Below are 25,295 nucleotides of genomic sequence, written 5' to 3'. Positions count from 1 at the left end.
TGAGAATCATTGAGATTTTCTGCATTCGTGTATTCGTGGCCAAAAAAGCAGAAGTAAGCTAGGAAAAACCGTTTTAAATCCAGGCATCAGTAGCAGGAAATCACGACTAAGTCTTCGTCGTAAATAGAACAAACGGGAAAAGTTCGCCACAGATGCACATATTTATGTAGATCCAACCTTATAAATACAGGGCCAAAAAAAGTGTGAAATCTTAAAAAGTTCGGAACAAATTAGAATAACGAACAACGAATAACGAATAATGAACAACGAATAATGAACAACGAATAACGAACAACGAATAACGAATAACGAACAACAAATAACGAATAACGAATAACGAATATTGAAGTACGATGACCAAAATCACCAAATCAGCCATAAAAAAAAGCTACAAACCGCTAGACCCAAAAACGCACAAAGGCACGCAAGGTCACGCATTATTGATCGGCGGCAGCTACGGAAAAATAGGTTCGATCACACTTTCGTCCAAAGCGGCGCTGCATTCGGGAGCAGGTTTGGTTACGGCGTTCGTGCCTGAATGTGGATACGAAATCGTGCAAACCGCGATCCCCGAAGTCATGGTCTTGACAGATGTCGAAACAAAACACCTGTCCAAAATCGAATACGAATTCTCGCCAAACGCCATAGGAATCGGTCCGGGAATCGGGCAGGAGCAAGCCGTCCAAAACGCTTTGCACGACTTTTTGCAGCACGTGAAATCGCCTTTGGTGATAGATGCCGACGCGCTGAACATCCTGTCGCAACATCAGGAATGGTTGTCGCTTTTACCCGAGAACACGATCCTGACGCCACATCCGAAAGAACTTTCACGTCTTATAGGAAGTCATGAATCACAAGAAGAATCCGAAAAAGCGGCGTTGAAATTCGCAGCTGAACACAAAATAATCCTCGTCTGCAAAGGCGCGCCAACCAAAATCACGAACGGAGAAAACTGGTTTGAGAACACAACCGGAAACGCGGCGTTGGCCACCGCTGGAAGTGGCGATGTGCTGACGGGAATAATTACGGGATTGCTCGCCCAAGGATACGCTCCGCTCGAGGCTGCGAAATTCGGCGTTTACCTTCACGGCTTGACCGCAGATCTGGCTATAAAAACAACGGCGCCCGAAAGCTTTGTCGCATCGGACATCATCGAATATCTCGGAAAAGCATTTCTGCAAATTAGTCGGGCTTCTTAGCGATCGAATCTTTTTCGATATATTTCCCGTTGACCAAGCGCTTGACGGAATAGTGAGTGCCGTCCGCTTGGGGAAAATCCCTGTTTTCCGTAATCGATTCCAAAAGCACGACTTTGTTGCCTTTCCAAATGTAAATATCGTCGCTGAACGTAGACAATCCGGCGTGCCAGGACGACAGGATGCGCTTGGTCGACGGCTCGAATCCGGGGTTGTAAATGCTGTCAAGAGAAGGTTCATGAACGAACTCACCTGATTTTTCATCAAAAAGCCAGAAACTGGAACTCGAAGTATAATTTCCCGCGTAATTGTTGATTGTCAAATCGTTGTGTCCGTCAAAATTCGCGTCGTCATAAATCGAGAAACCTATTTCGTCCAAACTCAGGTAAGTTTCGTTCCATCCCAAGTTGATTTTTTGGGCACTTTTCCCGGCGTGTAAAGCAGCAATCAGTACAGAGTCGACCGTAAAGTGATCGCCGTCTTTGGTACAAAACAGCTCGAATTTGTTTGCGCTGTCGCCAAGCGTCATTCTTAGGAGATTGCCTTGGTAATCGATACTTGGTCTCGGAAGCGTGTCATCAAGCGTTTCAACCTTTGGCTCCGGAAATTTCGTGCCGATTTGCTTTTGTTTTTTGTCGCAAGCCAAAATGGTCATAGCCACGAGGATTGTCAAAAATCTGTTCATGAAAAATCCGAGATAAAAATGAGATGGGAATCGTTGTTTAGGCATTTCCGCAAAATCGAGAGGTATGAAAATCCGTTTTGGAACAGCATTTCCTTGATGTCTGAAATCGAGTACAAGTAAACGATCGTGCTGCTTTTTCCGTCGCTCGAACTTTGCCAACCTGACTTTTCGTGATCGCCTTCAAGGGTCGACAGATATAGTTTTCCGCCAGAAATCAACAGTTTTGCGCAATCCGAAAGCAATTTCCCAACTTCCGATCTGTCCAGATAAGGCGTGATGAATCCGCAGACGATCGCATCGAATTGCTCGCTGATCGTCGAAATCTGTTTCGCATCCGCTTGACGGAAATCGACAGTCGGGACATTCGATTTTGCCAGTTCGATCATTCTGGGAGAAAAATCGGTTGCCAAAATCTTTAGATCCGGACGGTTTTTGAGTAACTGACGCGTGATATTTCCCGGTCCGCAACCGAGTTCGAGCAGTCTTGCATCTTTTTTCAAATCGGACAAAAACCGAAGATACGTATCGTCATACAAATCCAAGTCCATATACTTTTGCTGATACAGCAATGCATTGGAATCGAATATCTCAAGGGCGGTCTTTTTCACTTTTTGTTCAATAAAAACGATTTCACTTCCTCGTAAGATTTAACGCTTTTGAAAACCTTTTCCTTTCCCAAAACCGCTTTGAGTTGCTGCGGAAGTTCGGGCACGAAATCAAGTATTTGGCTGACAGTTTGCTCAAATTTCATCGGATGCGCCGTTTCAAGAAAAATCCCGATCGCTTCCGGAAAACGCGTCAACTCGGTCTCAAGTCCCAAATATCCGACCGCGCCGTGAGGTTCCAGAACGTAACCGGAATTCCTGTAAACCGATTGCATGACCTCGCGGGTTTGCGAATCCGAAAAGGAGTAAGCCGAAAATTCCTGTTCAAATTGTGATTTGTCGTCGTGATATAGCTCGCGAATCCTTATGAAATTGCTAGGATTTCCGACGTCCATGGCATTCGACAGCGTTTCAACCGACGCTTTGGGATCGTATTTCCAATCTTCCAGAAACCTTGGAACGGTGTCGTTCGCGTTCGTCGCAGCCACAAAATGTTGTATCGGTAAACCCAGTTTTTTGGCGAGAATTCCGGCGCAGACGTTCCCGAAATTCCCGCTCGGGCAAGAAACGACAAGCGGTTTCCCGAACTTTTTGAGTTGTTTGTAAGCGAAAAAGAAGTAGAACATTTGCGGAAGCCAACGCGCAACGTTGATCGAATTGGCCGAAGTAAGCTTCAAACCTGACAACTCTTCGTCAAGGAAAGCGCGTTTGACCATTTCCTGGCAATCGTCGAAAACACCTTCGACCTTCAAGGCCTGAATGTTTTGGCCAAGCGTCGTGAGCTGTCTTTCCTGAACATCCGAAACTTTTCCGTCGGGATACAAAATCACCACGTCCACGCCCGCAACGCCAAGGAAGCCGTTTGCAACTGCGCCTCCGGTATCGCCTGAAGTCGCGACCAAAACCGTATTTTTCGCCTCGGGATTTTCGCGGTTGAAATAACCCAGACAGCGCGCCATGAATCTTGCGCCAACGTCCTTGAACGCCATCGTCGGCCCGTGGAAAAGTTCAAGCGAATAAACGTTTTCGGAGATTTTTACCATCGGGAATTCAAAAGACAACGTTTCCGTTACAATGCGTTTGAGTTCCGAAGTTGGAATTTCATCGCCCACGAATTGCCTGATGGCTTCGAACGCGATTTCAGCGTTTGACAACTGCTCGATGTTTTCAAAGAAATCGGTCGGCAAAGCGGTGATCGATTCCGGAAAATAAAGTCCTTTATCGGGCGCAAGTCCTTGTATGACGGCTTCGCGAAACGAAACCTTTGGCGCATTATGGTTGAGACTGTAGAAATTCATTTCAGTATTTTTCAAGGATTTTGATGCCGTCGGGATTGATTTTCGAAACGTGGATCTCGAACGGCAAGTGCATCTGTTCATAAATTTTGCTCATGGCCGATGCGACTTCCTGGGCGATCTTTTCACCTCGGCACAAAGCGAAAACCGACGGTCCGCTGCCCGAAATTCCCGAACCCAAAGCGCCGTAAGCCTGAGCCGCACTCTTGAGTTGATCGAATCCTGGAATTAGTACGCCGCGAATCGGTTCGACGATCTTGTCCTGGAGCGAACGTCCGATCAGATCGTAATCCTTGGTGTAAAGTCCGGCCACGAAACCACCGACATTTCCCCATTGCACGACGGCGTTCTGGAGTGTGATGTTTTGTTTCAGGACCGAACGCGCATCGGCAGTCTTGAGTTCGATTTGCGGATGGATCACGGTGGCGAAAAGTTCCTCGGGCGCGTCGATCCTGATAATGTCGAGCGGATCGTAACTTCTTACCAGCGTGAATCCGCCCAAAAGCGCAGGAGCGACATTGTCTGCGTGAGCGCTTCCCGAAGCCAGTTTTTCGCCTTGCATCGCAAATTTGACGAGACTTTTGCGTTCGTAAGGACGACCAAGCAGTTCGTTGATCGCGAAAACCGCTCCGGCCGAACTCGCCGCCGAACTTCCTATTCCGCTTCCGGCCTTGATTTTCTTGACAATCTCGATCTCGAAGCCAAAATCGGTTTCCCATTCGTGAAGCATCGCCAAAGCCGCGACGCCGGAGACGTTTTTGTCGGTTTCCAACGGAAGGTCCGCGCCTTCGATTTTCGAGATCCGGATGATTTTCTCGTCGATTTTCCTCACGGTCATTTCGTCCCCGACGTTGTCCAGGCAAAGTCCGAGCACGTCGAAACCGCACGAGAGATTGGCGATTGTGGCCGGGGCGAATATTTTGATATAGTCCATTTTTTTGTTTTTCGGATTTTGGAATTTGAAGATTGTCAGATGATCCGACAAACTGATGATCTTGAATCCTAGTTATTTCCGACCCTGATCACATCGGCAAAAATCCCACTGGCCGTCACCGCCGCACCCGCGCCCGCGCCTTTGATCAAAAGCGGTTGGTCGACGTAGCGATCGGTGAAGAAAAGCACGATGTTGTCCTTGCCTTCGAGGTTGTAGAACGGATGGTTTTTTTCGATGAACTGCAACCCGACCGACGCTTTCCCGTTCTCGAACTGGGCGACGTATTTCAGTCGTGCCTCTTTCGATTTGGCTTGCTCATAAAGTTCGTCAAAATGTTTGGCGTGCGTGAGGAGCGAAGTGAAAAATTCAGGCACTGTCGCTGTCTCAAGGCATTCTTTCGGAAGAAAAGATTTATTTTCTATGTCTGACATTTCCATTTCATAACCGCTTTCGCGAATCAGGATCAGGATTTTTCTCGCCACGTCGACACCACTTAAATCTATTTTTGGATCGGGTTCCGTAAAACCTTGAACGCCTGCTTCTTTTACGACGTCGTGGAAACTCGAATGCTCGTCGAAATTGTTAAAGATAAAGTTCAGGCTCCCGGACAGAACCGCCTGGATTTTGTGCACTTTATCGCCTGAAGCGACCATGTGTTTCAAAGTGTCGATAATCGGCAAACCCGCGCCAACATTGGTTTCAAACAAAAACGGGGCATTGTATTTCCGGCTGATGTTCTTGAGTTGGCGGTAGTTTTGGTATTCCGACGAACACGCGATTTTGTTGCAAGTCACAACCGCGATATTATCCTGAAGATAATCGCCATAAGTCGCCGCAACTTCGTGATTGGCCGTGATGTCGACAAAAATGCTGTTGCGCAGATTGAGGTTTTTTACTTTTTGGATGAATTGGTTTTTATCGGCCGATTCAGAATTTTCGAGACTCGATTTCCAGGTTTCCAGATCGATTCCGCTTTCGTCAAAATGCATTTTTCTAGAATTCGACAAAGCCACAACTCTCGCGTTGATCCTAAGATTTTCCCTGAGGAACTTTTGCTGCTGCCGCATTTGATCCAGGAATTTCTCGCCGACATTTCCGACGCCCATGACAAAAAGGTTCAACTGTTTTACATCGTCTTCGAAAAACCGCTCGTGCAGTGAATTCAACGCTTTGTTGACATCTTTTTGGTTGATGACCACAGAAATGTTCCGTTCGGACGCGCCTTGTGCAATCGCCCGGATGTTGACGTTGTTCTTTCCCAAAGTGCTGAACATTTTCCCACTTAATCCTTGGTGGTTTTTCATGCTTTCGCCAACCAAAGCCACGATGCAAAGCCCGTTTTCGACGCTGCAAGGATCAATTTTGTGTTGAGAAATCTCGACTTCGAACATCTTGTCGATCGCTTTCCTGGCTTTTTCTGATTCCGAATCGACAATACCGATGCAAATCGAGTGTTCGGACGAAGCCTGCGTAATGAAAATCACGTTGATGGCATTGTCTGACAAAACCTCGAAAAGCCGTTTGGAAGAGCCCGCAACGCCGATCATGCCCGAACCTTCGAGCGTCACCAGCGAAATATTCTCTATATGGGAAATGCCTTTGATCGGATTCTGGGATTTGTCGGGTTTGGACGAAATCAAGGTTCCGAAAGACTCGGGATCGAAAGTGTTCTTGATGAAAATCGGGATATTTTTGTCGAGCGCCGGCTGGATCGTTGGCGGATAAAGCACTTTTGCCCCGAAATGCGAAAGTTCCATGGCTTCCTGATACGATATCGATTCGATCGGTTGGGCTTGTTTGACGATTTTTGGATTGGCCGTGAACATGCCGTTTACGTCTGTCCAGATCTCGACTTTTTCCGAATTCAATCCCGATGCCAAAATCGCCGCGGTGTAATCTGATCCGCCTCGTCCCAATGTCGTATTGTCGCCGTTTTCGGTCGAGCCGATAAATCCCGGAAGAATCGTAACCTCGGCATCTGAAGCATCGAAAAAAGCTTTGATCAAAATATTGGTTCTGCCGAAATCAACTGTCGCTTTCCCGAATTTATCATCGGTTCTTATCAACTCGCGACTGTCTTTGTACTCACTTTTCGCAACAGTTTGTTTGATGGTCTCGGCCACGATGCAGGACGACAGCAGTTCGCCGAACCCGATGATCGTATCGGCGGTTCTGGGCGACAATTCTCCCAAAAGAAAACAGCCGTCGAGCAAGGTCTCGAGCAGGTTGACGATTCTTTTTGCGTGGCTCAAAAGTGCGCTCTGGCTTTGTATCGGAAGCAGATCTTTGATCGCATTAAGGTGTTTTTTCTCGATTTCGGCGACGATTTCCTTATAGGATTCGTCTTTCGAAGCCGCTTTTTTTGCCGCCGAAAGCAGCAAGTCGGTCACGCCGCTGAAAGCCGAGACGACTACGGCGATTTTTTCGTTCCTGCTCTTGTTGGCCACGATTTGGCAGACCAATTTTATGTTGTCGGCATTGGCGACCGATGTGCCGCCGAATTTCAATACGTTCATGTCGAAAAGTTTGGGTAAAGGATTTTCCGCTCCTCAAAAGGTGCGCACGTTTGCGGATGATATGGGAACGATTAACCCCGAAGGGTTGTGGTTGTGCCAACGGTAGTCACGCCCGTGAGAGACGTGAACGAAGAAGTGTATGTGAATTTTGTCGGCATTTTTCAAAAGTAGGACTTTTTGGGAAGAATGCAAGTCGTTTGCCGATTTTTGCGAATAATCGAAAATATTTTAGCAAAAAAGCCTGTGAAATCCGTAAAGGAAATCGCAGGCTTGTGAAAAATTGTCAGATGTGGAATTATAGCGGAAGCGAATCGAGCAATTTGGCCAATTCAGGATCGGATGGGCGAGGAGCGTCGGCGTTGACGATCTTTCCGCTTGGATCTATCAGGATGAAACGCGGGATTCCGTCGATTGCGTAAGCTTTGATGAATTCGGAGTCGAAGTCTTTGTCAGTAAGCAATTGCAATCCGCCCATTTGTTTTTCGGCTATCATCTTTTTCCACTTTTCGCGGTCTTTCTGTTTGTCTGCAGAAATGCTCACGAACTCGATTTTCTTGCCGTGGTAAGCCATTTCCATCTTTTGCAGATGCGGGATTTCCTCTCGGCAAGGGCCGCACCAGGTTGCCCAAACGTCGATATAGACATATTTTCCACGAAGGCTTTCGAGAGACGTTTTGGTTCCGCCGACGTTTTCATAGTCGAAAGTAGGCGAGGCATTTCCGGCTTTCGTGCGTTCGATCGCCGCTAGTTTCAGATCGAAATCTTTTTTCGCTTTTTCCGAAGTCACCACAGCGGTCAACCTGTCGTAAAGTTCCTTGGAATCGGGATTTCCGGCGTTGATGTTGTATTGAAGGCCGGAAAGGATCGCATCGCGCATCAACGGGCTGTCGAACTGCTTCACAGCCTCGAAAACCGGATATTTATCGGCAGAATCCTTGGGAAGATTCTCGCTTACCCAACGCGAGGTCATTTCGCGGAAAGACATCGAAAAGGCATAATCGGTCCCGTTGTTGAAATTTATTTTATCTTTTTCGGGCTTCGGAAAATCGGTCGCGAGCACGAAATTTTCCTTTTTGGTGATTCCGGGATGATAACTCGGATAATTCCACAGAAACGATTGCTCCATATAATAAAGGTCGCGCGCCTCGAGTTCGGAAAACGTTTTGGCGGGTTTCGATTTGGCCAGAGCGGCGGTCATGTCCGCTTTGAGTTTCGCGATCTGGTTCAGGTAAGATTTCTCGTCAGACGAATAAAAAGCTTTGAAATCCATGGCATTCGTGATTTCTTCCTTTTTCGCCAGATAAGCATTTTCGGAGGCGTCGGTTCCGGAAAATTTGACGGTTTTGAAAAAGTTCTTCGCATCGGCAGAAATCACGAGGTTCGATTTGTCGCGCAAATAAAGGAAAGTCGCGTTGTCTCCGGCTCCGAAATAGTATTTTCCGGCGTAGTCGAGTTCTAGTTTCTGGGAGAAACTTCCATCGGGTTTGACCTTGATGATGTCAGGTCCGAATGCGCCCGAAAGCATGACTTCGCCTGTTGCCAGATTCGTGATTTTGCCCGAAATGGTTACCGTGATCTTGGCCTCGCAAAGGCATCCGACCAAAAACAGGAACATCGATAGTACTACTTTTTTCATATTTATCATTGGTTTGTAAGTGATAACGGAAATCGTTTTCGCAAAGTATATTTTTCAAGATTTCATTTGCCTTATCGGATGCAAATGCGGAATTTTGGGCACCTAATTTTTTGAGATGGAAACCCACCATTATATCAGCACGGAAATTCTTACGCTGGAACAGCTTTCGGACATCATTTCTTCGGATAAAAAACTCGAGTTGTCAGAAGAAGCGCTCGTAAATATCCGAAAATGCCGCGAATATCTCGACAAGAAAATGGATTCCCAACAAGATCCCATTTACGGCATAAATACCGGATTCGGTTCGCTTTACAACATTAAGATCGACAACGACAACCTGTCGAAACTCCAGGAAAACCTCGTGATGTCGCACGCTTGCGGCGCCGGGGCCGAAGTGCCTCAGGAAATCGTCAAGATGATGCTGCTTCTAAAAATCCAGAGTTTGGGCTACGGAAATTCGGGCGTTCAGGTGGAAACCGTGCAGCGCTTGGTCGATTTTTACAACGAGGACATTTTGCCAGTCGTTTACGAACAAGGTTCGCTTGGCGCATCGGGCGATCTGGCTCCGCTGGCGCATTTGAGTTTGCCGCTAATTGGCATGGGCGAGGTTTGGTTCAACGGCAAGAAAGTACAGGCTCAAGACGTTCTGACACACTTCGGCTGGAGTCCGATCGCACTCAAATCGAAAGAAGGCCTGGCGTTGCTGAACGGCACGCAGTTCATGCTGGCTTACGGCGCTCACGTGCTGATCAAGGCGCACAAATTGTCGTATCTGGCAGATCTCATCGGAACGATTTCCCTCGAAGGTTTCGACGGCCGAAAAGAACCTTTCAACGAATTGATACACGCGGTCCGTCCACACAAAGGACAAATCATCACTGCGGCGAGAATCAGCGTTTTCCTCGAAGAAAGCGAAATCATAAAACAGCCCAAAAAGCACGTTCAGGATCCTTATTCGTTCCGTTGCATGCCTCAGGTTCATGGCGCTTCAAAGGACGCGATCGAGTATGTTCACAAGGTTTTCAAGACCGAAATCAATTCGGTTACCGATAATCCGAACATCTTCATAGATGCCGACCAAATCGTTTCCGGCGGGAACTTCCACGGACAACCTTTGGCTTTGGCACTCGATTTTTTGGCGATCGCCCTGGCCGAACTGGGAAGTATTTCAGAGCGAAGAACCTATCAGCTTATTTCGGGATTGCGCGGTTTGCCTGCGTTTTTGGTCGACAATCCCGGTTTGAATTCTGGATTCATGATTCCGCAGTATACGGCCGCGAGTATCGTGAGCCAGAACAAGCAACTCGCGAATCCGGCGAGTACAGACAGTATCGTTTCCTCGAACGGACAGGAAGATCACGTCAGTATGGGCTCGAATTCAGCTACGAAAGCTTTGCGCGTGGTCGAAAATCTGGAGACGATTTTGGCTATCGAGCTTTTCAACGCCGCACAGGCTTTGGATTTCAGGCGACCATTGAGATCCAGCGAATTCGTGGAGACTTTCGTAAGGGCTTACCGCCAGGAAGTTTCCCATGTCAAGGAAGACCGCATTTTGCATTACGATATCGAGACGTCCAAGGTTTTCCTGAGAAGTTTTGGGATTGCTGAGGAGCTCTTGTAATTTCGTTATTCGTTATTCGTTATTCGTTATTCGTTATTCGTTATTCGTTATTCGTTATTCGTTATTCGTTATTCGTTATTCGTTGTTCGATATTGGAAACTTCCCGCCTTTTTGGCCACGGATTGCTGGATTTTAAACAGATTTGATGCTCTGCGTGATTCGGGACTTAGGGCGTATAATTCGCTAATTCGCGGTTAATTTAATTTTTTTGCCACTAAGCGCGATACAGTTTTATTCGTGTATTGGCTTTTGGCCAGTTCGCGCTGCTCGGGTCGTGGTTTTTTATTTTTGCTGCGGATTTGTGGACTTCGATTTTGTTTAAACCGCGAATTCGCGAATTTTAGCACAACGCGTTTGGTAAACTCGCGAATTCGGTTGATATAATTTGCTTTGCCACGAATGCACGAATCGGCTCTATTTGCAAATTTGTAGCTTTTTATTTTTGCTGCGGATTTGCGGACTTCGATTTTGTTTAAACCGCGAATTCGCGAATTTTGGCGCAATACGTATAGTAAATTCGCGAATTCGCGGTTGATATAATTTGCTTCACCACGAACGCACGAATCGGCTCTGTTTGCAAATTTGTGGCTCTTTATTTTGCTGCGTATTTGTGGACTTAAATTTTATTTAAATCGCGAATTCGCGAATTTTAGCACAATGCTTTTGGTAAATTCGCGAATTCGCGGTTGACATAATTTGCTTCGCCACGAATGCACGAATCGGCTCTGTTTGCAAATTTGGTTCTTTATTTGTGCTGCGGATTTGTGGACTTGGATTTTGCTTAACCGCGAATTCGCGAATTTTGGCGCAATGCGTTTGGTAAACTCGCGAATTCGCGGTTGATATAATTTGCTTCGCCACGAAAGCACGAATCGGCTCATTTGCAAATTTGTGGCTCTTTATTTGTGCTGCGGATTTGTGGACTTGGATTTTGTTTAACCGCGAATTCGCGAATTTTGGCGCAATGCGTTTGGTAAATTCGCGAATTCGCGGTTGATATAATTTGCTTTGCCACGAAAGCACGAATCGGCTCATTTGTGAATTTGTGGCTTTTTACTTTGCTTAGGATTTGCGGACTGAGATTGCTTTAACCGTGAATTCGCGAATTTTAGCATGTTTGGTTTATTAAATTGGCTCTAACAGTCAACCCGATTTTTTTTGGTTGCAACTTTTATTTCGAGGCAAATTGGCCTGGGGATTTTTTGAGATGTTTGGAGGTTGTTTAGTGCTGTGAATCTCGTGTTGAGAGCAGTTGCTTTGGCAAACCTGCTTTTAACAATTTCGGCAGATTTTCTGTAATCGACTTGGGTTTGCAAAGCCTATTTTTACGACGGGAGGGTCGGAACGACCGTCTTGCAAAAAACTGCTTGTAGAAAAAAGGAATATCGAACAACTAACGACAAAAGGAAAATTGCGAAGTGTGTGTGGCAAACACCCAAAAATTAGCATTCCCCTAACAAACTTAGGCCATCGGCCGCTCAGAACTCTTTCACTTTTTACGTAAATTTGCGCCCTAAAACTTCAACTATGTCTAAAGTCCAGATTGGTTTGGTGCAGATGACTTGCGATGCCGACAAGCAGGTAAACCTTGAAAAAGCGATCCGCGAGGTTCGCGTGGCGGCTCAAAAAGGCGCTCAGATCGTGTGTTTGCAGGAATTATTCACGTCTTTGTATTTCTGTGATGTCGAAGATTACGAGAATTTCAAACTGGCCGAGGCGATTCCGGGACCGAGCACATCGGCTTTGCAGGAAGTGGCCAAAGAACTTGGCGTGGTCATCATCGCCTCTTTGTTCGAAAAAAGGGCAGAAGGTTTGTACCACAATACGACCGCGGTAATCGATGCGGACGGTTCGTACCTGGGAAAATACCGCAAAATGCATATTCCGGACGATCCGGCTTACTACGAGAAGTTCTATTTTACGCCGGGCGACCTGGGCTACAAAGTTTTCAAGACGAAATTCGCGACGATCGGGATCTTGATCTGTTGGGACCAATGGTATCCGGAAGCCAGTCGAATTACAGCGCTAATGGGGGCCGAGATCATGTTCTATCCGACAGCGATCGGTTGGGCGACAGACCAGGACGAGGAAACGAACAAAGACCAATATAACGCGTGGCAAACAATCCAACGCTCGCATGCTGTGGCGAACGGCGTTCCTGTCGTAAGTGTGAATCGCGTAGGTTTCGAGCAAGACGGCGCGATGAAATTCTGGGGCGGTAGTTTCGTGACAAACGCCCAAGGCAAGCTACTTTACCTCGGATCTCACGAAGAAGAAGAAACTGTCGTGGTCGAAATCGACAAAAAAGAATCGGACTTCTTCAGGATGCACTGGCCGTTTTTGCGCGATCGCCGCATCGACAGTTATCAGCCTATAACAAAGCGTTTTATCGACGAGGATTGATTTTTTGAGATAATAGATAACAGACGGATAGATAATAGAACAAGTCGTTGAGCATTTGGCTTTCGATCAGCTACACAAATTTTATGACACCAAAGCAACTAGGTTTCCATTTTCCTGCAGAGTTCGAAAAACAGACCGCTTTGTGGCTTTCCTGGCCGCATAAGGAAGCGTCGTGGCCCGGTAAAATCCATACGGTTTACAATCCTTACAGCGAATTCATCTTGCGCGTGGCTTCGCACCAAAAGGTTTGCATCAATGTCGCGAACGAGGAAATGAAGCAGTTTGCGTTACTAAGTCTTTACAATTCGGAGTATGCCAAGACTTTGAGCAATCTCGAGGCTTTGCTCGACAATGTGAAGTTCTACTTACATCCTACGAACGATGCCTGGTGTCGCGATCACGGCCCGGCGTTTTTGGTGAATCGCGAGACACGTGAGAAAGCGATCGTCGATTGGGGATACAACGCTTGGGGTGGAAAATATCCTCCGTTTGATCTCGATGACGTGATTCCGACCGAAATCGGGAAAGCTTTGGGACTGCCAGTCTTTCATCCCGGAATCGTGATGGAAGGCGGAAGCGTCGAGTTCAATGGAAAAGGAACGCTGCTCACCACGACGGCCTGTTTGCTTAATGAAAACCGAAATCCGCATTTGAATCAAAGTCAGATCGAGCAGTATTTGGTCGATTTCTACGGCGTCGACAACATTTTGTGGATCGGTGACGGAATAATAGGTGACGACACTGACGGACACATCGACGACATCACGCGTTTCGTGAACGAGGACACTGTCGTAACCGTAATCGAAGAAAATAAGTCTGACGAGAATTACGAGATTCTTCAGGAAAATCTTAAAACCCTCAAAACGCTGCGGCTCGAAACGGGCAAACAGTTGAACATTGTAGAGCTTCCGATGCCGAAGCCAGTGATTTTCGACGACCAGATCCTTCCGGCTTCTTATGCGAACTTCTATATTTCGAACGAAAACGTGATCGTGCCGACTTTCCGCGATGCCAACGACGACAAGGCTTTGTCGATTTTGCAGGATTGTTTCAAGACGCGAAAGGTCGTCGGGATCGATTCTACCGACATCATTTGGGGATTGGGCAGTTTTCACTGTTTGAGCCAACAGGAACCGGCGGTGTGACACTTCAAAATTCGTTATTCGTTATTCGTTATTCGTTATTCGTTATTCAACATTTCTTTACTCTCAAAGATTCCACCTTTCAGAGATAATTTTTGAACCATTAAGGCCGTTAAGTTCATTAAGGTTTACAGCTCATGATTTTGGTTTAATCAAGTCTTGGCTTCCAAAATCGGGCCTTTTCGGATTACTGGCGACTTGGCGTTCGTTATTCATTATTCATTATTCTAAAAATGTTGAACAACAACCATGGAATAACGAATTTTGGACTATTGCGTGAGGGATGCCGGCTTTGTTTGAGCTCTTTTGCCGAAATAAGATTTGTCATTCACAAATATTTCCCGGCAAAAAGCGAGTGCCTGCAGCCCGACGGCGGCTTCCAAAAAAACTTTCCTCAAAAACAATACTGCCGCTGCGACCGCAACCGAATTGAAAACCGCCGCCGGCACGCCCAAAAAAAATTAACTTCAACTTATCAAAACGTTGTGCCAAACGTCTATTGTCGCCGTGACAGTTTTCGTAATTTAGGGTAACAACTAGAACACAACTATTATGGAAGACAACAAAAACGATATGCGACATCGGGAAGATGCGCGCGATCGCAGACCTGAAAACGAAAATGAAGAACCGTACATTGGTGCCGACAAAGACGTTTCGGGAAATGATATCACGGTCGAAGGGCGAGAGGAAAGGCGCTTTCATCAAAACCACGGCAACCGGAAATACGAGTCGAATTCGAACCATTCATCGGCCGACGATCAACCGACCACGAATACCGGTCCGGGAAACTTTTAGAAATGAGAGAGCCTTCGGGCTCTTTTTTTATGCGTTAAAGTTAGTAAATTCGTCGGTTGCCAAGAAACGATTGCCATACTTGACCAAAAATTGATCAGACGTTGACGATATTCTTGCGATTCCGGCGGCGTTTGAAGTGCGTTTGTTTGAGACTGTCGTTCGCGCCCGAAATTATTGAAATGTTGCCATCGGGTTCGAACATGGCGAGCTTCACATCAGCATAATGTTCGACACCGTGTTCTCGCATGGCTTCCCCAAGTTCGTCGTGACTGATGTCGAGTTTGGCCAAAACCTTGAAATCGGGTTTGCCGTCGTGGATCAGGATTTCAGGTTTGTCGCGAAGCAGATTCTCGAAAAAAGACGATTTGGCGATGGTTTTCTTGAGGATGAAATTCAGTGTGAACAACACGGCCGCCGCGGCTAATCCGCCGAGCAGCGATGTGTCCGGACCGACCATCGCGTTTTGGACGGCGTTGCTTATCAGTAAAATCAGAATGACGTCGAACGTACTCAATTGTGAAAGTTCCTTTTTGCCGAAAATCCGCAAGGCGACGACCATAAAAATATAGACGGCCGAACTGCGTAGGATTATGTCGACAAACGGATTCAAACTTTCTCTGATTTTTGCAACTTGAAGTGTTTCTCGATCGCTTTTATCATTTCGCCCGCGATGTCTTTGTTGGTCGCGCCTTCGATACCTTCCAGTCCCGGAGAAGAATTGACCTCAAGCAGCAGCGGACCTTTCGCCGAGCGGATGATGTCGACTCCGGCCACTTTCAGATCCATAGCTTTTGCGGCCTTGATCGCGATACGTTTTTCCTCTTGCGTCGGTCTTATGACAGAAGCCGTTCCGCCAAGGTGAATATTTGCGCGGAATTCTCCCGGAAGCGCCTCGCGTTGAATCGCTGCAACGACTTTTCCGTCGATTACGAACAAACGCAAATCCTTTCCGTTAGCTTCTTTGATGAATTCCTGAACGAGAATGTTGGCATTCAGACTCTTGAAAGCGTTGATTACGGATTCTGCCGCTTTCTTGGTTTCGGCCAAAACGACGCCTTTTCCCTGAGTGCCTTCGAGCAATTTGACGATAAGCGGCGTGCCACCGACCATTTTGATCAGATCGTCGGTGTCGAGAGGCGAGTTAGCGAAACCCGTCGTGGGAATATCGACGCCGTGATTGAGCAAAAGTTGCAGCGAATACAATTTATCGCGGGATTGGGCAATCGCTTTGGATGAGTTCAGGCTAAAAACGCGCAAAGCCTCGAATTGACGCGTCAGGGCGCATCCGTAAAAAGTGATGCTCGGACGAATTCTTGGGATCACGGCGTCAAAATCGTTCAATTTGCGGCCGCCGCGGTAATGGATTTCAGGATTGTGGCCGTCGAGTTTCATGTAACATTCCTTGATGTTTAGGAAATGCATTTCGTGGCCACGACTTTCACCGGCTTCCATGATGCGTTTGTTGGAGTACAATTCCGGGTTGCTGGCCAAAACGCCGATGCGAAGTCCGCTTTTTGCCTTTTCTGAATATTGGTACAGATCCTTGAGTTCTGTTGCCGATGGTTCGTCCAAAACGTAATGTTGGCTGGGATCGACGAGCATGCGTCCGAACATGGCTTCACGCCCAAGAAGCATCCGGAATCCCATGGAATCGCGGTTGGTGAGCGTAATCTCTATTGGCCAGGACTGTCCGCCAATCTGGAATTCGGACGAAATCACATAGCGTTGTTCGCGGTTGCCGCTTGAACTTTTGACGATGCGTTTTCCCAGGAGTTTGGCCTCGCAATGCAAAACCGTCTTTACGTTTTTCTGTATCGGATTGACCTCGAAACGCACCCAATTTTCGTCGTCCTTGCGAAACGGCGCGATGTTGATGGCGTGAAGTGCCGACGTTTTTGCGCCAGAATCGACGCGTGCCTTGATTTTAGGGATTCCGAGAGTAGGAAAGGAGCACCATTCTTCGCTCCCTATGACGATTTTTGGGTCTTGCATTTTGGATGATTTAGATTCAAATTTAGACGTTTTGGGTTGGAGCCACGAGTATTTTTGGGGAATTTTAAGACGATTATTTTTTGGTTGGCCTTCGAATTAAAGAACATCAGAATTCGGGCGTCAGTGGCTTGATCTTTTTGTGACCACAAATTCACCGGCTATCAAGTCTCCAAAGACAAATCAGCGACCTCAAATAAAACAAAAAACTAGTCTGAAATGGCGGGCTTTTGTATCAAATTATTGTTAACATCAATGACTTAAAGATTTCGGGAAAGTATTGGAATTCGCGAATTCGCGGCGTTTTCTCGAAATTCGATTCGCAGCCTCAGAAACAGTTAACCGCGAATTCGCGAATTTTTTGTTTCCGTCCAAAGCAAATCAGCTACTTGAGTGAAACGAAAACCAATTTAAAGAAACGGGTTTCCACATCAAATCTTCGTTAACGTTAGTTTGGAAACATAAAACTGATTAGCCGATAAGTTCCTCATTGCCTCGACAATTATTTTCAATTATTTCGAGCCAGTAAGTTGACAAAAAATAAAGCCGCGAATTCACGAATTATCTAGGTGACTTTATAATTTCGGAAAAGCATTTAAATTCGCGGCGTTTACTTGAAAGTCGATTTGCAGCTTCAGAAATAGTTAACCGCGAATTCGCTAATTTTTTGTTTTCGTCCAAAAAGCAAATCAGCGACTTCAAATAAAACAAAAAACCCGCCTAATAAGACGGGTTTTCATATAAAATTATCGATAACATCAATTCGTGGGCTCTTCGGCTTTTTGGACCGTGACGGTCAATTCGTCGTTGGTCGTGTCCTCGATATCCATATAGATTTCGTCTCCGGCTCCAATTTTGGAGGTGATGATCTCTTCTGCCAAAGCATCTTCCACATATTTCTGGATGGCGCGTTTTAGCGGACGTGCACCGAATTGCTTGTCGAAACCTTTGTCGGCGATAAACGCCTTGGCCTTGTCTGACAGGCGCAAAGTGTAACCCAATTCTGCAATGCGCGCGTACAACTTCTTGAGCTCGATCTCGATGATAAGGTCGATATCGTGTTTCTCAAGCGGATTGAATACGATCACGTCGTCGATACGGTTCAAAAACTCGGGAGCGAAAGCTTTTTTCAACGCATTCTCTATTACAGATTTGGCGTGCTCGTCAGCTTGGTTCATTTTTGCCGATGTTCCGAAACCGACACCTTGTCCGAAGTCTTTCAACTGTCGTGCCCCGATGTTCGAGGTCATGATGATGATTGTGTTCTTGAAGTCGATCTTGCGTCCGAGGGAATCGGTAAGGAATCCGTCGTCCAAAACCTGCAACATCATGTTGAACACGTCCGGGTGCGCTTTTTCGATCTCGTCCAAAAGCACCACGCAATAAGGTTTGCGACGCACTTTCTCGGTCAATTGTCCGCCTTCTTCGTATCCGACGTATCCCGGAGGCGCTCCAACCAATCTCGAAATCGCGAATTTCTCCATGTATTCACTCATGTCGATACGCACGAGCGCATCTTCGGAATCAAACAATTCGCGAGCCAGAACCTTGGCCAACTGCGTTTTTCCGACACCTGTCTGCCCGAGGAAAATAAACGATCCGATCGGACGGTTCGGGTCTTTCAGGCCGGCGCGGTTACGTTGGATGGACTTGGCGATCTTGGCGACGGCCTCGTCTTGCCCGATCACCTTGTTCTTGATCAGATCTGGCAATTTCGCGAGCTTGTTGCTTTCGGTCTGCGCGATTCTGTTCACCGGAATTCCCGTCATCATCGATACGACGTCGGCTACGTTATCTTCCGTGACAACGATCCTGTTGCTCTTCGAATCTTCTTCCCATTGCTCCTGTGCAATCGCAAGGTCTTTCTCCAAACGCTTTTCGTCGTCGCGCAATTTGGCGGCTTCCTCGTATTTCTGTTTCTTGACGACCGTGTTCTTGAGTTCGCGCACTTCTTCCAACTGGCGTTCCAAGTCAAGAATTTGCTTCGGAACATCAATATTGGTAATGTGCACGCGGGAACCGGCTTCGTCCAAAGCATCGATCGCCTTGTCCGGAAGGAAACGCTCGCTCATGTAGCGATTGGTCAACTTGACACAAGCCTCGATCGCTTCCTGAGTGTAAGTCACGTTGTGGTGATCTTCGTATTTGTTCTTGATGTTGTTCAGGATCGTGATCGTTTCTTCGACAGATGTCGGCTCGACGATTACTTTCTGGAATCGACGCTCAAGTGCTCCGTCTTTTTCGATATACTGACGATATTCGTCGAGAGTCGTCGCTCCGATGCATTGGATTTCGCCACGTGCCAAGGCCGGTTTGAACATGTTCGAGGCATCGAGCGAACCCGTTGCGCCTCCAGCTCCTACGATCGTGTGGATCTCATCTATGAAAAGGATGATATCGTCGTTTTTCTCGAGCTCGTTCATCACGGCTTTCATGCGTTCCTCGAACTGTCCGCGGTATTTTGTACCGGCTACAAGGCTCGCCAGGTCAAGTGTCACGACTCTTTTGTTGAAAAGGATGCGCGAAACTTTCTTTTGGATGATGCGAAGCGCGAGACCTTCGGCGATCGCAGACTTACCGACTCCGGGCTCTCCTATGAGAAGCGGGTTGTTTTTCTTGCGTCGGCTCAGGATTTGCGAGACGCGCTCGATTTCCTTTTCGCGTCCTACGACGGGGTCGAGTTTGCCTTCTTCGGCCATTTCCGTAAGGTCGCGCCCGAAATTGTCAAGCACGGGCGTTTTCGATTTCTTGTTCGATTTTCCCTGCGGATTGTTGAAATTGCCTTCTTTAAGGCTGTCATCTTGTCCCGGATCGTCGTTGTAAGACTCGTTCCGCGGAAGGTTTTCCATGAATTCTTCTTCGTTTGGCGTCATATTCAGATATTGTTCTTTCGCTGCATCGTAGTCAATCTTGAGCTTGTTGAGCAGCTTGGTTGTGGGATCGTTTTCGTTTCTCAGGATACAAAGCAACAAATGGGCCGTGCTGATCGAGGTGCTCTGGAAAACTTTCGCTTCGAGGAAAGTGGTCTTTAGCGCACGCTCTGCCTGACGTGTCAGGTGCAGGTTCTTTTTTTCGTTGCTCATATCGGCATTAGGGTTGGCCGGGCTTAATATTTCGACTTTTCGGCGCAAGTGCTCGAGATCGACCGACAGATTGTTCAGAATCGTGATCGCCTTTCCGTTTCCGTCTCTAAGTATACCCAGCATAAGATGTTCCGTCCCAATAAAGTCGTGTCCCAGACGCAGGGCTTCTTCTTTACTGTAGGAAATAACATCCTTTACTCTTGGTGAAAAATTATCATCCATACTGTTTGAATTGGGTATTTGATTTTAGGAATTCGGATGGCAGCTTGCAAAAACCATTCCTGCCCTAAATTCGACAATCGCTAAGTGACGAAAATTATGGCAATATCCGAGTTAAACAACTACTAATTTATCAACGCGACGCGCCTCCAAATTGTTAATAAAATAAGGGGAAATTAGCTTTTTCCGACCCTAAAAAATGCGCCGGAAACGTTATATTAGCGGGATTTTTATACTAAAGTAAATTTAACAAACGGAATATGTCAGACGGATCAAAGTTAATCCCGATTAACATTGAGGATGAAATGAAAACGGCTTACATCGACTATTCGATGTCGGTCATTGTGTCACGTGCACTGCCAGATGTGCGCGATGGATTAAAACCCGTACACAGACGCGTCCTTTTCGGAATGTACGAATTGGGCGTGCTTTCAAATCGTCCGCACAAGAAATCAGCGAGAATCGTTGGGGAAGTTTTGGGTAAATATCACCCACACGGCGACTCATCAGTATATGACACGATGGTGCGTATGGCCCAGGAATGGAGCTTGCGCTACCTTTTGGTGGACGGACAAGGTAACTTCGGATCGATAGACGGTGACAGTCCGGCGGCGATGCGTTATACCGAAGCCAGAATGAAAAAGATTTCCGAAGAGATACTTTCAGACATAGACAAAGAAACCGTAGACTTCCAGCTCAACTTCGACGACACGCTCGAAGAACCGAAAGTGATGCCTACGCGTGTTCCGAACCTTTTGATCAACGGAGCTTCCGGAATCGCCGTCGGTATGGCCACGAACATGGCGCCTCACAACCTTACGGAAGTCATCAGCGGAACTCTTGCCTACATCGACAATCCCGAGATCGAGATCGACGAGCTCATGGGCCACATCAAGGCGCCGGATTTCCCGACAGGCGGCGTAATCTACGGATACGAAGGCGTACGCGAAGCTTTCAAGACGGGACGCGGACGTATTGTCATGCGCGCCAAGGCCAATTTTGAGGAAGTGGACGGACGCGAAGCCATCATCGTGACAGAAATCCCGTACCAGGTCAACAAAGCCGAAATGATCAAGAAGACGGCCGACCTTGTGAACGAGAGAAAAATCGAAGGCATCGCCAACATCCGCGACGAATCGGACAGAAACGGAATGCGCATCGTATATATATTGAAGCGCGAAGCCGTTCCGAACGTCGTTTTGAACACGCTTTACAAATTCACCCAATTGCAGTCGTCTTTCAGCGTGAACAACATCGCGCTTGTAAACGGACGTCCGCAAATGCTCAACCTCAAGGATCTTATCCATTACTTCGTCGAGCACAGACACGATGTCGTGACGCGCCGTACGAAATTCGAATTGAGAAAAGCCGAAGAAAGAGCGCACATTCTCGAAGGTTTGATCATCGCTTCAGACAATATAGACGAAGTGATCCGATTGATCCGCTCATCAAAAGACGGGGACGAAGCCAGATCGAAATTGATCGAGGCTTTCAAATTGTCCGAAATCCAGGCAAGGGCGATCGTCGAGATGCGTCTGCGCCAATTGACAGGTCTGGAGCAGGACAAACTTCGCGCCGAGTATGAGGAAATCATGAAACTCATCCAACGTTTGAAAGAATTGCTCGCCAGCAAGGAACTCAGAATGGAACTCATCAAAGAAGAACTTCGCGAAATCCTTACCAAGTATGGAGACGAGAGACGTTCGGTAATCGAGTATGCCGGCGGAGACGTAAGCATAGAAGACTTGATCGCCGACGAAACTGTCGTAATCACGATTTCGCACGCCGGTTACATCAAGCGCACGCCATTGTCGGAATACAAAACCCAAAATAGGGGCGGAGTAGGGCAAAAAGGCGTGGCCACGAGAGATTCCGATTTCCTGGAACATCTATATGTAGCCACGAACCACAATTACATGATGTTCTTTACGCAAAAAGGAAAGTGTTACTGGATGCGCGTCTACGAAATTCCGGAAGGAAACAAGACGAGCAAAGGCCGTGCGATCCAGAACCTGATCAATATCGAGAACGACGACAAGGTAAAAGCGTTCATCTGTACGCAGGATTTGAAGAACACGGAATACGTCAACAACCATTACGTGATCATGGTCACCAAGCAAGGTCAGGTCAAAAAGACGTCGCTTGAGCAATATTCGCGTCCTAGAACCAATGGTGTTGCCGCGATTACGATCCGTGAGGACGACGAATTGCTGGAAGCAAAACTGACTACCGGAAACAGCCAGGTTTTGGTTGCCGTGAAGTCTGGTAAATTGGTTCGTTTCGAGGAAAGCAAGACGCGTCCGATGGGAAGAACCGCATCTGGAGTTCGCGGGATAACGCTTGCCGACGAGAAAGACGAAGTAATCGGAATGGTCGCGATCGACGAAAAAGACATCAACATCTCCCAGATTTTGGTCGTAACCGAAAACGGGTACGGAAAAAGAACCAAACTCGAGGAAGACGGAGAACAAGTCTACAGAATCACGAACCGAGGCGGAAAAGGTGTCAAAACCCTGAACATCACTGACAAAACAGGAAAACTCGTTTCGATCAACAGCGTAACCGATGCCGACGATTTGATGATCATCAACAAATCCGGACTTACGATCAGAATGGCCGTCGAAGATCTTCGCGTCATGGGTCGTGCGACTCAAGGTGTGCGTCTTATCAACATCAAAGGAAATGACGCCATCGCGGCCGTGACCAAGGTGATGAAAGAGGAAGAAGCGCTTGACGTCGATCTTGAAGCGCTTGAAACGGACGGACCGATCTCGGTAGAAGATCTTCACACGGGTGAAGCCGACGCCGATCAAGAGGAAACCGACGATTCCGCAGCAGAAACCAACGACGATTCACAGGAATAATTCAACAACAACAATATGGTACGCAAATTAGCAATCGCGTCGATTTTGGCTGTTTCGCTTTCGGCCACAGCCCAAAAAGACGAGCTCAAGACACTTAAGAAACTTTACGCCATCGAACAGATGCAGGCCAAAGATGTAGCCGAATACAAGGCTGCTTTGTCAAAAGCCGAGCCTTTGGTTTCAGATCCGGCCGACAAAGTGTATTTCAACTTCTACAAAGGAATGTTGCCGCTGCTGGAAATGGGCACGAAGGAAAATGCGACGAATCCGCAAGCGCAGGCCAATCTGGTTTCTCCGGAAAAAGTCGATTTCTTCGTAAAATCACTGAACGCTACACTGGATTACGAAAAGACAAACAAGAAGGTTTACACCGACGACATCAAGGAAACGATCGTCTCGTTCCGTCCCTTGTTGCTGAATTATGCGGTCGGGCTTGGGAACGGCGGCAAAAACAAGGAAGCCGCAAAAGTCCTTTATTCGGTTTACGAACTCGACAAAAGCGACAAAGACGTCCTTTATTATGCCGCGAGTTATGCCGTAAACGGTCAGGATTACGACAATTCCATCAAGTATTACAACGAGTTGAACGCTGCCAAGTACACGGGTGAAAAGACGATTTTTACAGCCAAAAGCAAACTGAACGACAAGTACGAAAGCTTCAACAACAAAGCCGAGCGCGACCAGGCCGTAAAGATTGGAACGCACGTTTTGCCTAAAGAAGAACAGGAACCTTCAAAACAAGCCGAAATCTATTCGAACCTTGTAAAAATCCTGAACCAGCAAGGCAAAAAAGACGAAGCCAAGAAAGCTTTGACCGAAGGTTTGGCTGCGGTTCCGAACGATCCGACACTAAAGGCACTCGAATCTGAAATGGTCTTGAATTCGGCCAATTACGAAGAGTACAAAAAAGTCGCCAACATGAGCGATGCCAATGCGGTTTACAACCTTGGCGTTTTGGCTTTCCAGGAAAAGAAAATGCCTGAAGCAGAAAAGCATTTCCAGGAAACGATCAACCTCGATGCCAAGTACACGAACGCCTACGTAAACCTTGCGGCCGTAAAACTCGCGGCGGACAAGCAATTGACCGAGCAAATGAACAAACTTGGAACGTCGGCTGCCGACAACAAGAAATACGAGCAACTGAAAGGCCAACGCGTCGGTTTGTTCAAGTCTGTGCTTCCGCTTTTGGAAAAAGCCCACGAACTTGCGCCAGACGACCAAAGCGTAACGAGCAACCTGCTTTCCGTCTACAATTATCTTGAGATGAAAGACAAGTATGCCGCGCTGAAAGCCAAACAAGGCAAATAAGATATCTAACCGATATGTAAAGAAAAACCCGGAAGCGATTCCGGGTTTTTTGTTAGATGTATTTTTTGATGACTCTGAGTTTATGCGTGTGACGATTCGTTTCGGCATTGTAAATTCCCAAGTGGTCGAGCCTGTCAATCCTGACTTTTCCGCTCGCATGGATAATATAATTGTTCTCCATGATCAGCCCGACGTGGATGATATTCCCTTCGTCATTGTCGAAAAACGCCAGATCTCCGGGTTCGCTCTCTTCGATAAAACTCAAAGGTTCGCCTTCCAAAGCCTGTTGCGAGGCGTCTCTCGAAAGCTTGTAGCCGTTGAGTTTGTAGACCATTTGCGTCAGTCCGGAGCAATCGATCCCAAAAGGCGTCTTTCCGCCCCACAAATAAGGCGCGTTCAAATACAGATAGGCCGTCGGGATCAAATTCGATTTCGGGCGCTCACCGCTCACTTTAAATCCTTCAAATTCGAAATTCGAGACATTGATCTCATCCGAATTCAAAAATGAAAGCGAAGCACCAAGCGGAATAGGAAGCAAAGCATTGTTCGGCCCGGTCACGTATTCGATCAGATCTGAATTCATCACGGTCGCATTTGCGCTCAACTGATTGAAATCGTGTTCTGAAATTTTCTGGTATTGTTTGGTGTCGATCCAACCTTCGTATCCGTCGAAAGCCAAGCGCACACGCGTCCAGTTGCTTTTGGTCTCAAGCACGGTAAAATGCTCTCCAAAAAGTACTTGGGAAACGATTTCGCTGCGATCGCTCGATTCGGCGCGCAAAGGAATGATGGCAAGATTACAGATTCCGAACATTCGGTAAGGTTGATTTTTAGGAGCAAATTCCGGCTATCCGCTTTTAGCTTCCACCAAAAACGCCAGCTTTTGTAACGCGCGCCAAGAGCTTCCTGTGGTCGCTTTGGCGCGCGAACAAAACCGATGCCGTTTTTCGCGAAAGGCTAACCGCTGCTATCCGGGCTAGGTTTCGCGGCAAAAATACGAACTC

Annotated in this window: 17 protein-coding genes; 7 read left to right on the top strand and 10 right to left on the bottom strand. The window is 47.1% G+C overall.

Annotated elements, in window-relative coordinates; translation table 11 throughout:
* Positions 1 to 353: 353 nt before the first annotated feature.
* Positions 354 to 1,199, top strand: coding sequence for an NAD(P)H-hydrate dehydratase (locus tag EOO49_RS04155; RefSeq protein WP_290842998.1), 846 nt, complete (start codon positions 354 to 356; stop codon positions 1,197 to 1,199).
* Here EOO49_RS04155 and EOO49_RS04150 read toward each other — a convergent pair.
* From EOO49_RS04150 to EOO49_RS04125, 6 genes are all read right to left on the bottom strand, one after another.
* Positions 1,183 to 1,881 (bottom strand): hypothetical protein, encoded by a 699-nt coding sequence (locus EOO49_RS04150; protein ID WP_290842996.1) that lies wholly within the window; start codon positions 1,879 to 1,881, stop codon positions 1,183 to 1,185. The genes EOO49_RS04155 and EOO49_RS04150 overlap by 17 nt on opposite strands.
* Entirely contained in the window at positions 1,878 to 2,489 is a 612-nt protein-coding gene (locus EOO49_RS04145; protein ID WP_290842994.1) for a trans-aconitate 2-methyltransferase, read from the bottom strand. The genes EOO49_RS04150 and EOO49_RS04145 overlap by 4 nt, the downstream gene beginning before the upstream one ends.
* Complete coding sequence (gene thrC / locus EOO49_RS04140) at positions 2,486 to 3,784, bottom strand: threonine synthase (RefSeq protein WP_290842992.1); 1,299 nt, start codon at positions 3,782 to 3,784, stop codon at positions 2,486 to 2,488. The genes EOO49_RS04145 and thrC overlap by 4 nt, the downstream gene beginning before the upstream one ends.
* Position 3,785: 1 nt before the next feature.
* A complete protein-coding gene (locus EOO49_RS04135) occupies positions 3,786 to 4,715 on the bottom strand; it encodes a homoserine kinase (RefSeq protein ID WP_290842990.1) in 930 nt (309 codons plus the stop codon).
* A gap of 68 nt (positions 4,716 to 4,783) precedes the next feature.
* Positions 4,784 to 7,231, bottom strand: coding sequence for a bifunctional aspartate kinase/homoserine dehydrogenase I (gene thrA / locus EOO49_RS04130; protein ID WP_290842989.1), 2,448 nt, complete (start codon positions 7,229 to 7,231; stop codon positions 4,784 to 4,786).
* A 295-nt stretch (positions 7,232 to 7,526) separates the two neighbouring features.
* On the bottom strand, positions 7,527 to 8,867 hold the full coding sequence (locus EOO49_RS04125; RefSeq protein ID WP_290842987.1) for a TlpA disulfide reductase family protein: 1,341 nt from the start codon (positions 8,865 to 8,867) through the stop codon (positions 7,527 to 7,529).
* A 115-nt stretch (positions 8,868 to 8,982) separates the two neighbouring features.
* Between EOO49_RS04125 and hutH the strand changes: the two genes are divergently transcribed.
* The 4 genes from hutH to EOO49_RS04105 all read left to right on the top strand — a co-directional run bounded on the left by hutH (position 8,983) and on the right by EOO49_RS04105 (position 14,828).
* Positions 8,983 to 10,488: a histidine ammonia-lyase gene (gene hutH, locus EOO49_RS04120; RefSeq protein ID WP_290842985.1), complete on the top strand. Its 1,506-nt coding sequence runs from the start codon at positions 8,983 to 8,985 to the stop codon at positions 10,486 to 10,488.
* Positions 10,489 to 12,015: 1,527 nt separating this feature from the next.
* A complete protein-coding gene (locus tag EOO49_RS04115) occupies positions 12,016 to 12,891 on the top strand; it encodes a carbon-nitrogen hydrolase (RefSeq protein WP_290842983.1) in 876 nt (291 codons plus the stop codon).
* 83 nt (positions 12,892 to 12,974) lie between these two features.
* Positions 12,975 to 14,036, top strand: a complete 1,062-nt coding sequence (locus tag EOO49_RS04110; protein WP_290842981.1) for an agmatine/peptidylarginine deiminase — start codon at positions 12,975 to 12,977, stop codon at positions 14,034 to 14,036.
* Between the two features lie 549 nt (positions 14,037 to 14,585).
* The gene (locus EOO49_RS04105) at positions 14,586 to 14,828 is read left to right on the top strand and encodes a hypothetical protein (RefSeq protein WP_290842979.1); all 243 of its coding nucleotides are present in this window, start codon (positions 14,586 to 14,588) and stop codon (positions 14,826 to 14,828) included.
* Between the two features lie 94 nt (positions 14,829 to 14,922).
* Here EOO49_RS04105 and EOO49_RS04100 read toward each other — a convergent pair whose 3' ends face one another.
* The 3 genes from EOO49_RS04100 to EOO49_RS04090 form a co-directional block, all read right to left on the bottom strand.
* The gene (locus EOO49_RS04100; protein ID WP_290842977.1) at positions 14,923 to 15,438 is read right to left on the bottom strand and encodes a DUF421 domain-containing protein; all 516 of its coding nucleotides are present in this window, start codon (positions 15,436 to 15,438) and stop codon (positions 14,923 to 14,925) included.
* Positions 15,435 to 16,820, bottom strand: coding sequence for a 30S ribosomal protein S6--L-glutamate ligase (gene rimK / locus EOO49_RS04095; RefSeq protein WP_290842975.1), 1,386 nt, complete (start codon positions 16,818 to 16,820; stop codon positions 15,435 to 15,437). Before rimK ends, EOO49_RS04100 begins: the two co-directional genes overlap by 4 nt.
* 755 nt (positions 16,821 to 17,575) lie before the next feature.
* Positions 17,576 to 20,122, bottom strand: a complete 2,547-nt coding sequence (locus tag EOO49_RS04090) for an ATP-dependent Clp protease ATP-binding subunit (RefSeq protein WP_290842973.1) — start codon at positions 20,120 to 20,122, stop codon at positions 17,576 to 17,578.
* A gap of 257 nt (positions 20,123 to 20,379) precedes the next feature.
* Here EOO49_RS04090 and gyrA point away from each other — a divergent pair, with 257 nt between their 5' ends.
* The gene (gyrA, locus tag EOO49_RS04085; RefSeq protein ID WP_290842971.1) at positions 20,380 to 22,983 is read left to right on the top strand and encodes a DNA gyrase subunit A; all 2,604 of its coding nucleotides are present in this window, start codon (positions 20,380 to 20,382) and stop codon (positions 22,981 to 22,983) included.
* A gap of 15 nt (positions 22,984 to 22,998) precedes the next feature.
* Positions 22,999 to 24,291 (top strand): hypothetical protein, encoded by a 1,293-nt coding sequence (locus tag EOO49_RS04080; RefSeq protein ID WP_290842970.1) that lies wholly within the window; start codon positions 22,999 to 23,001, stop codon positions 24,289 to 24,291.
* A gap of 52 nt (positions 24,292 to 24,343) precedes the next feature.
* Here the strand turns inward: EOO49_RS04080 and EOO49_RS04075 are convergent, their stop codons facing one another.
* A complete protein-coding gene (locus EOO49_RS04075) occupies positions 24,344 to 25,105 on the bottom strand; it encodes a C40 family peptidase (protein WP_290842967.1) in 762 nt (253 codons plus the stop codon).
* Positions 25,106 to 25,295: the final 190 nt, after the last annotated feature.

This window comes from Flavobacterium sp., from assembly GCF_004295795.1.
Taxonomy (GTDB): Bacteria; Bacteroidota; Bacteroidia; order Flavobacteriales; family Flavobacteriaceae; genus Flavobacterium.
The sequence above is the reverse complement of the archived record's forward strand: the minus strand, read 5'-3'. Positions and strand labels throughout refer to the sequence as shown.

What these genes read in the sequence shown, in the direction of transcription:
- EOO49_RS04155 (WP_290842998.1), top strand. Translation starts at nt 354, where the DNA reads ATGACCAAAATCACCAAATCAGCCATAAAAAAAAGCTACAAACCGCTA.
- EOO49_RS04150 (WP_290842996.1), bottom strand. Translation starts at nt 1,881, where the DNA reads ATGAACAGATTTTTGACAATCCTCGTGGCTATGACCATTTTGGCTTGC.
- thrC (WP_290842992.1), bottom strand. Translation starts at nt 3,784, where the DNA reads ATGAATTTCTACAGTCTCAACCATAATGCGCCAAAGGTTTCGTTTCGC.
- EOO49_RS04135 (WP_290842990.1), bottom strand. Translation starts at nt 4,715, where the DNA reads ATGGACTATATCAAAATATTCGCCCCGGCCACAATCGCCAATCTCTCG.
- thrA (WP_290842989.1), bottom strand. Translation starts at nt 7,231, where the DNA reads ATGAACGTATTGAAATTCGGCGGCACATCGGTCGCCAATGCCGACAAC.
- EOO49_RS04125 (WP_290842987.1), bottom strand. Translation starts at nt 8,867, where the DNA reads ATGAAAAAAGTAGTACTATCGATGTTCCTGTTTTTGGTCGGATGCCTT.
- hutH (WP_290842985.1), top strand. Translation starts at nt 8,983, where the DNA reads ATGGAAACCCACCATTATATCAGCACGGAAATTCTTACGCTGGAACAG.
- EOO49_RS04115 (WP_290842983.1), top strand. Translation starts at nt 12,016, where the DNA reads ATGTCTAAAGTCCAGATTGGTTTGGTGCAGATGACTTGCGATGCCGAC.
- EOO49_RS04110 (WP_290842981.1), top strand. Translation starts at nt 12,975, where the DNA reads ATGACACCAAAGCAACTAGGTTTCCATTTTCCTGCAGAGTTCGAAAAA.
- EOO49_RS04105 (WP_290842979.1), top strand. Translation starts at nt 14,586, where the DNA reads ATGGAAGACAACAAAAACGATATGCGACATCGGGAAGATGCGCGCGAT.
- rimK (WP_290842975.1), bottom strand. Translation starts at nt 16,820, where the DNA reads ATGCAAGACCCAAAAATCGTCATAGGGAGCGAAGAATGGTGCTCCTTT.
- EOO49_RS04090 (WP_290842973.1), bottom strand. Translation starts at nt 20,122, where the DNA reads ATGGATGATAATTTTTCACCAAGAGTAAAGGATGTTATTTCCTACAGT.
- gyrA (WP_290842971.1), top strand. Translation starts at nt 20,380, where the DNA reads ATGTCAGACGGATCAAAGTTAATCCCGATTAACATTGAGGATGAAATG.
- EOO49_RS04080 (WP_290842970.1), top strand. Translation starts at nt 22,999, where the DNA reads ATGGTACGCAAATTAGCAATCGCGTCGATTTTGGCTGTTTCGCTTTCG.
- EOO49_RS04075 (WP_290842967.1), bottom strand. Translation starts at nt 25,105, where the DNA reads ATGTTCGGAATCTGTAATCTTGCCATCATTCCTTTGCGCGCCGAATCG.